Raw genomic sequence first — 4,956 nt, 5'->3', positions numbered from 1 at the left:
CGGTCCGACGGCCGGTCCGCCCTCGGCGCCGTGTCCGGCACCGTGGCCCTACGCTCCGGCCACGGTCCTGCGAGCCGCCGTCTTCTTCGCCGCAGTTTTCTTCGCCGCAGTTTTCTTGGCCGCGGTCTTCTGGGCTGTCGCCTTCTTGGCCGTGGTCTTCGTCGCGGTCCGCTTGCGGGGCTCCTTGGTCTCCCGTGCGTCCGGCACCGGTCCACGGCCCGCCGCGTGGTCGGCGAAGGCCTCGGCCGCCCTGCCCGGGTCCTTGGCCCGCAGCAGGCCGACGAGACGGCCGTGTTCGTCGGCCATCGCGCACCAGTCGCCGTCGAAGAGCGGATCGGAGATGGCCCGCAGAGTCCGCAGACTCGGTTCGATGACCTCCCACATCCGGGCCAGGAAGGGGTTGCCGGCGTACTGGCTGACCAGGGTGTGGAACTCTATGTCGGCGTCCCGGAAGCCGCTGACGTCGTTCACGGCCACCGCCTCGTGCATCCGCTCGACCAGGGCGTCCAGCACGGTGAGCTGGTCCTCGGTGATGTGCTCGGTGGCGAGCCGCGCGGCGAGGCCCTCCAGGGGCTCGCGCACCTGGCGGGCGTACTCCGCGTCCTGCGAGGAGATCTCGACGACGAAATGGCCCCGGCGCGGGACATGTGTCAGCAGACCCTCACGGGCGAGGCGCTTGACCGCCTCGCGCACCGGGGCCTGGCTCACCCCGAGCCGCCGCGCGATCTCCGATTCCACCACGCGGTCGTTCGGCGCGAGATCACCCCCGACCACGGCCTGGCGGAGCAGCTCGTACACCTGGTCCGAGATCAGGGTCTTGCGGAACCGGTCCTTGTTGGTGGCCAGTGTGGAGACGAACCCACCCGACGCATTAGATGCCATGAATTCCCAATCCAGCACAGGGGCACGCCAGTTGTGACATAGTACGCACCCGTCTTCTCTCGATGGAATCACACCGGGGTCCACGGCCGCCCGGCCGGTCGTGGCCGTTCACGGAACTCGGGACCGACTCCCGACGGGCGGGTCGGACAGCTTTCATCGCCTATCGATCATCGAGAGAATCGAAGCAGGGGCGTTCGAGCACTGTCAACCACGCCCCCGGTCACCCGGCGAGTCCGTAGACCCGGACCGCCGTGGCGTGCAGTACGCGCCGGCGCTGGTCCCGGGTCAGGTGGGCCAGTCCGGGATCGGACGCCGCCAGCGACGCGGCCCGGCTGCCGCGGGGCAGGCAGATCGGCCAGTCGGAGCCGACGAGGCAGCGGTCCGGGCCGAGCGTGTCCACGACGTGCCGCACCATGTGCGCCACGCGCTCCGCCGGGACGCCGTGCTGCTGGGTGAGCAGCCCGGAGATCTTCACCACCACGCCGGGGCTCGCGGCGGCGCGCTCGACGTCGCGGTACCACTCCCCCGCCTCCGGGGTGCGCGGATCCGGGGCGTTGCCCAGGTGGTCGACGACGACGGTCAGACCGGGGTACCGGTCCGCCGCATCGGAGGCGGCCACCAATGCCCCTCGGTGCAGGTTGAGTTCGAGCACCGTGCCGGTCTCCGCCAGCACTCCGACCAGCGCGCGGGCCGCTTCGGGGGTCGCATTCCATTCGGCACCGCCGAGCCGCATCCCGTTGGGGCGGGCGGGGTCCGACTGCCGGAGGAGGGTGCGCAGCGCCTCGGCCCCTGCCGGTCCGTGGACGTGCAGATTGGCCACGTATCCGGCCACCAGGTCGGGGCGGCGCAGCCGCAGTTCGCGCAGGGCGCGGGTCTCTCCCGCGTCGCCGCGCGAGGCCTCCACCAGTACGGCCCCGGCCAGGCCGAGACCGGCACCCGAGCGTTCCAGGTCGTCCTCGCCGAAGACCCGGTGGTGTTCGCCACCGGTTCCGATCCAGGGAAAACCCTCGGCCGGATCCCACAGGTGGACATGGCAGTCGATCACGGTGTGCCTCCTCGTCGAGACCGGCGGGGCCGCTCCGGAGTATTGACACGTCGGCTCCCTGCCAGTGAGTCTAACCATCGGCTATCGATGGGCGATTGTTAAATCCGAATGTGACCAGGGAGCGGGTGTACTCGATGCTCAGGCCTGAGCGGACCGGCGGCACGCACACGACGGGCGAGCCGCACGGACCTCTACTGAAGGCGACCCGGCGGGTCACCGACGTGCCCGTATGGGCGCGGCTGGAGCGGGAGCTGTTCGCCGCCCAGGACAAGGCGTGGCGGTTGTTCGCCGACCGCTACACCGAGGGTGACGGCCGGCTGGTCTTCCGGGACACCCTCGGGCAGGGGCTGGACGGCCGGGACGGCGTGGACGACTTCTACGAGCCGTTCTTCAACTGGCCGACGCTCTATCTGCTGGGCGGCAGCCCGGAGTTGCTGACGGCCTCCCGGCGGCACTGGCAGGGGGTCACCGCGCAGCTCACCGAGATGGGCATGCTCGTGGACGGCCTGGAGCGCGGCTACGACTGGTTCCACCAGGGCGAGGGGCTACTGCTGTTCTACGGGCTGTGCCTGGCCGACCCGGGCGACCCGGAGCTGCGCGAACTCGCCCTGCGATTCGCCGACTTCTATCTTCCGGGCGGCCCCAACTACGACTCCGGGCACCGGCTGCTGCGCGCCCCGCACAACGGCGCCGCCGGGCCGCGGTACGGCTTCAGCGACGAGGAGCCGTACTTCCCGTGGAGCCTGGCGCTGCACCCGTACGGTCTGCCGCTGGACGGGTTCGAGGGCGTCACGTCCTTCGGGCAGCTGGCCGCATCACCCGAGCTGGCACGCTCCTACGGCCGCGCGATGTGGGACCGGATGGGGCGCGGGGACACCATCGCCAACCTGGGCGCCACCGGGCTGGCCACCAACGCCTTCCTGCTCAGCGGGGAGCAGCGGTACGCCGACTGGGTGGCCGAGTACGTCTCCGCCTGGCAGGAGCGGCTCACGGGCCGCGAGGTGGTGCCCGACAACGTCGGCCTGGACGGTGTGGTGGGCCAGTACCTGGAGGGCCGCTGGTACGGCGGCCACTACGGCTGGTCCTGGCCGCACGGCCTGTCCCCGGTGGGCAGCTCCACCGTGGTCGGCGCGGCCAACGCGACCCTGCTCACCGGGGACCGGGGCTTTCTGGATCTGGCCCGCAACCCGCTCGACGCGGTACTGCGCCACGCCGAGCAGCGCGGGGCCGACGAGATGGGGACGCTCGGCGAGCGCTGGGAGCCGCATCTGCGGTCGATGACGGCCGGGCGCACCCTGATGGTGCCCCAGCGGCACAACGACTCCGGCTGGTTCGACTTCACCGTGATGCCCGGTCAGCTTCCGCTCTCGCTCTGGCACTTCAGTCGCGAGGAGTCCGACCGGGAGCGGATCGAGCAGCTGCGCGCGGGCTCGAACTGGGACTGGAAGGCCGTGCACACCCAGCGCATCAAGGACGAGGCCGGCCATGAGGAACCGTGGTACGAGTTCCTGCACGGCCGAAACCCCGGCTTCCCCGAGCGGATGCTGCGCAGCGCGCTGGCGAGCTGTGCCGAGCGGGTGGCGGCCATCGAGGGCGACACGGTCGATCCCGCGGTCGGCCCGGACGCCCTGGACATCCACCACTGGCAGCACCTCAACCCCGTGGTGACCGAGGCACTGCTCCAGCTGACCACCGGCTCGCCGCAGGTGCTGTACAACGGCGGGCTGACCCATCTGCACGTGCGCTACTTCGACGCGGACACCCGCCGGCCCGGGCTGCCGCAGGACGTCGCCGCGCTGGTCCCGGACATCCGTCCGGACCACACGGTGGTGGAGCTGGTCAACCTCGGCGGTGAGGCCCGCACCCTGCTGGTGCAGGCGGGCTCGTTCGCCGAGCACCATGTCGCCACGGTCCGCGTGGACGACGGGCCCGAGCAGCCGGTCGACGGACCGTTCTGCCGGGTCGAGCTCGCCGGGAACACGTGTGTCCGGCTGACCCTGACCATGACGCTGCGCGCGGGCCGTGCGGCCTGTGCTTCCCCGTGGGAGACCGCATGACCGACACCGCCGCCACCGGCCGGCTCCCCTTCGACCTGCCCCGCCTCGGCATCGGCACCGCCCCGCTGGGCGGTCTGTTCGAGGAGGTCGGCGACGCGGACGCCGCCGCGACCCTGAGGGCCGCGGCCGAGGCCGGGATCAGCTACTTCGACACCGCGCCGCGCTACGGGCACGGGCTGGCCGAGGAGCGCCTGGGCCGCCTGCTCGGCCCGTCCGGGGTCACCGACCCGGTGATCTCCACCAAGACGGGCTGGCTGCTGCGCCCCCGGCCGGACGGTTCCCCCGGCGAGGTGATCACCGACTGGACGGAGCGCGGCATCCGCGAGTCCCTGGAGTCGAGCCTGACCAGGCTGGGGCGTGACAGCGTCGACATCCTGTACCTGCACGATCCGGACAACTACCCGGACGAGATCCGTCGCACGGCCTACCCCGCGGTGCGCAGACTGCGCGACGAGGGGCTGATCCGGGCGATCGGTTTCGGGATGAACCACAGCGGTCCGCTCGCCTCGTACGTGGCGGAGTTCGATGTGGACGTCGTGCTGATCGCGGGCCGTTTCTCGCTCCTCGACCACGAGGCGCTCGGCACGCTGCTGCCGCTGTGCGCCCGGACGGGCACGGCGGTGGTCGTCGGCGGGGTCTTCAACACGGGCCTGCTGGCCGACCCGTCCCCCGACGCCATGTTCAACTACCGTCCGGTCCCCGCCCGGGCGCTGGAGCGGGCCAGGCAGTGCCGGAAGCTGTGCGAGGAGTACGGGGTGCCGCTGACCGCGGCCGCGATCCAGTTCCCGCTGCTGCACGGCGCCGTCGGTTCGGTGGTGCTCGGCTGCCGTTCGGCGGCCGAGGTCACGGCGAACGCGGCGGCCGCCCGGTTCCCCGTCCCGGACGAGCTGTGGCAGCGGCTCGCGGGGGCCGGGTTCGTGCCGGAGCAGTTGCTGGGCTGAACGGACCGGGCGGGCCGGGGCAGTTCGCCCC

The 4,956-nt window shown here is 71.9% G+C and carries 4 protein-coding genes; 2 read left to right on the top strand and 2 right to left on the bottom strand.

The window, feature by feature from the left end; all coding sequences use genetic code 11:
* Positions 1-48 precede the first annotated feature (48 nt).
* Both ACFCV8_RS35385 and ACFCV8_RS35380 read right to left on the bottom strand, forming a co-directional pair.
* Positions 49-882 (bottom strand): GntR family transcriptional regulator, encoded by an 834-nt coding sequence (locus ACFCV8_RS35385; protein ID WP_376689646.1) that lies wholly within the window; start codon positions 880-882, stop codon positions 49-51.
* Between the two features lie 220 nt (positions 883-1,102).
* Positions 1,103-1,927, bottom strand: a complete 825-nt coding sequence (locus tag ACFCV8_RS35380; RefSeq protein WP_376689645.1) for an amidohydrolase family protein — start codon at positions 1,925-1,927, stop codon at positions 1,103-1,105.
* Positions 1,928-2,037: 110 nt separating this feature from the next.
* Here ACFCV8_RS35380 and ACFCV8_RS35375 point away from each other — a divergent pair, with 110 nt between their 5' ends.
* Both ACFCV8_RS35375 and ACFCV8_RS35370 read left to right on the top strand, forming a co-directional pair.
* On the top strand, positions 2,038-3,984 hold the full coding sequence (locus ACFCV8_RS35375; protein ID WP_376689643.1) for a hypothetical protein: 1,947 nt from the start codon (positions 2,038-2,040) through the stop codon (positions 3,982-3,984).
* Positions 3,981-4,925, top strand: coding sequence for an aldo/keto reductase (locus tag ACFCV8_RS35370; protein ID WP_376689642.1), 945 nt, complete (start codon positions 3,981-3,983; stop codon positions 4,923-4,925). Before ACFCV8_RS35375 ends, ACFCV8_RS35370 begins: the two co-directional genes overlap by 4 nt.
* Positions 4,926-4,956 lie beyond the last annotated feature (31 nt).

The organism is Streptomyces sp. NPDC056347, assembly GCF_042262625.1.
Classification (GTDB): Bacteria; Actinomycetota; Actinomycetes; order Streptomycetales; family Streptomycetaceae; genus Streptomyces.
The sequence above is the reverse complement of the archived record's forward strand: the minus strand, read 5'-3'. Positions and strand labels throughout refer to the sequence as shown.

What these genes read in the sequence shown, in the direction of transcription:
- ACFCV8_RS35370 (WP_376689642.1), top strand. Translation starts at nt 3,981, where the DNA reads ATGACCGACACCGCCGCCACCGGCCGGCTCCCCTTCGACCTGCCCCGC.
- ACFCV8_RS35385 (WP_376689646.1), bottom strand. Translation starts at nt 882, where the DNA reads ATGGCATCTAATGCGTCGGGTGGGTTCGTCTCCACACTGGCCACCAAC.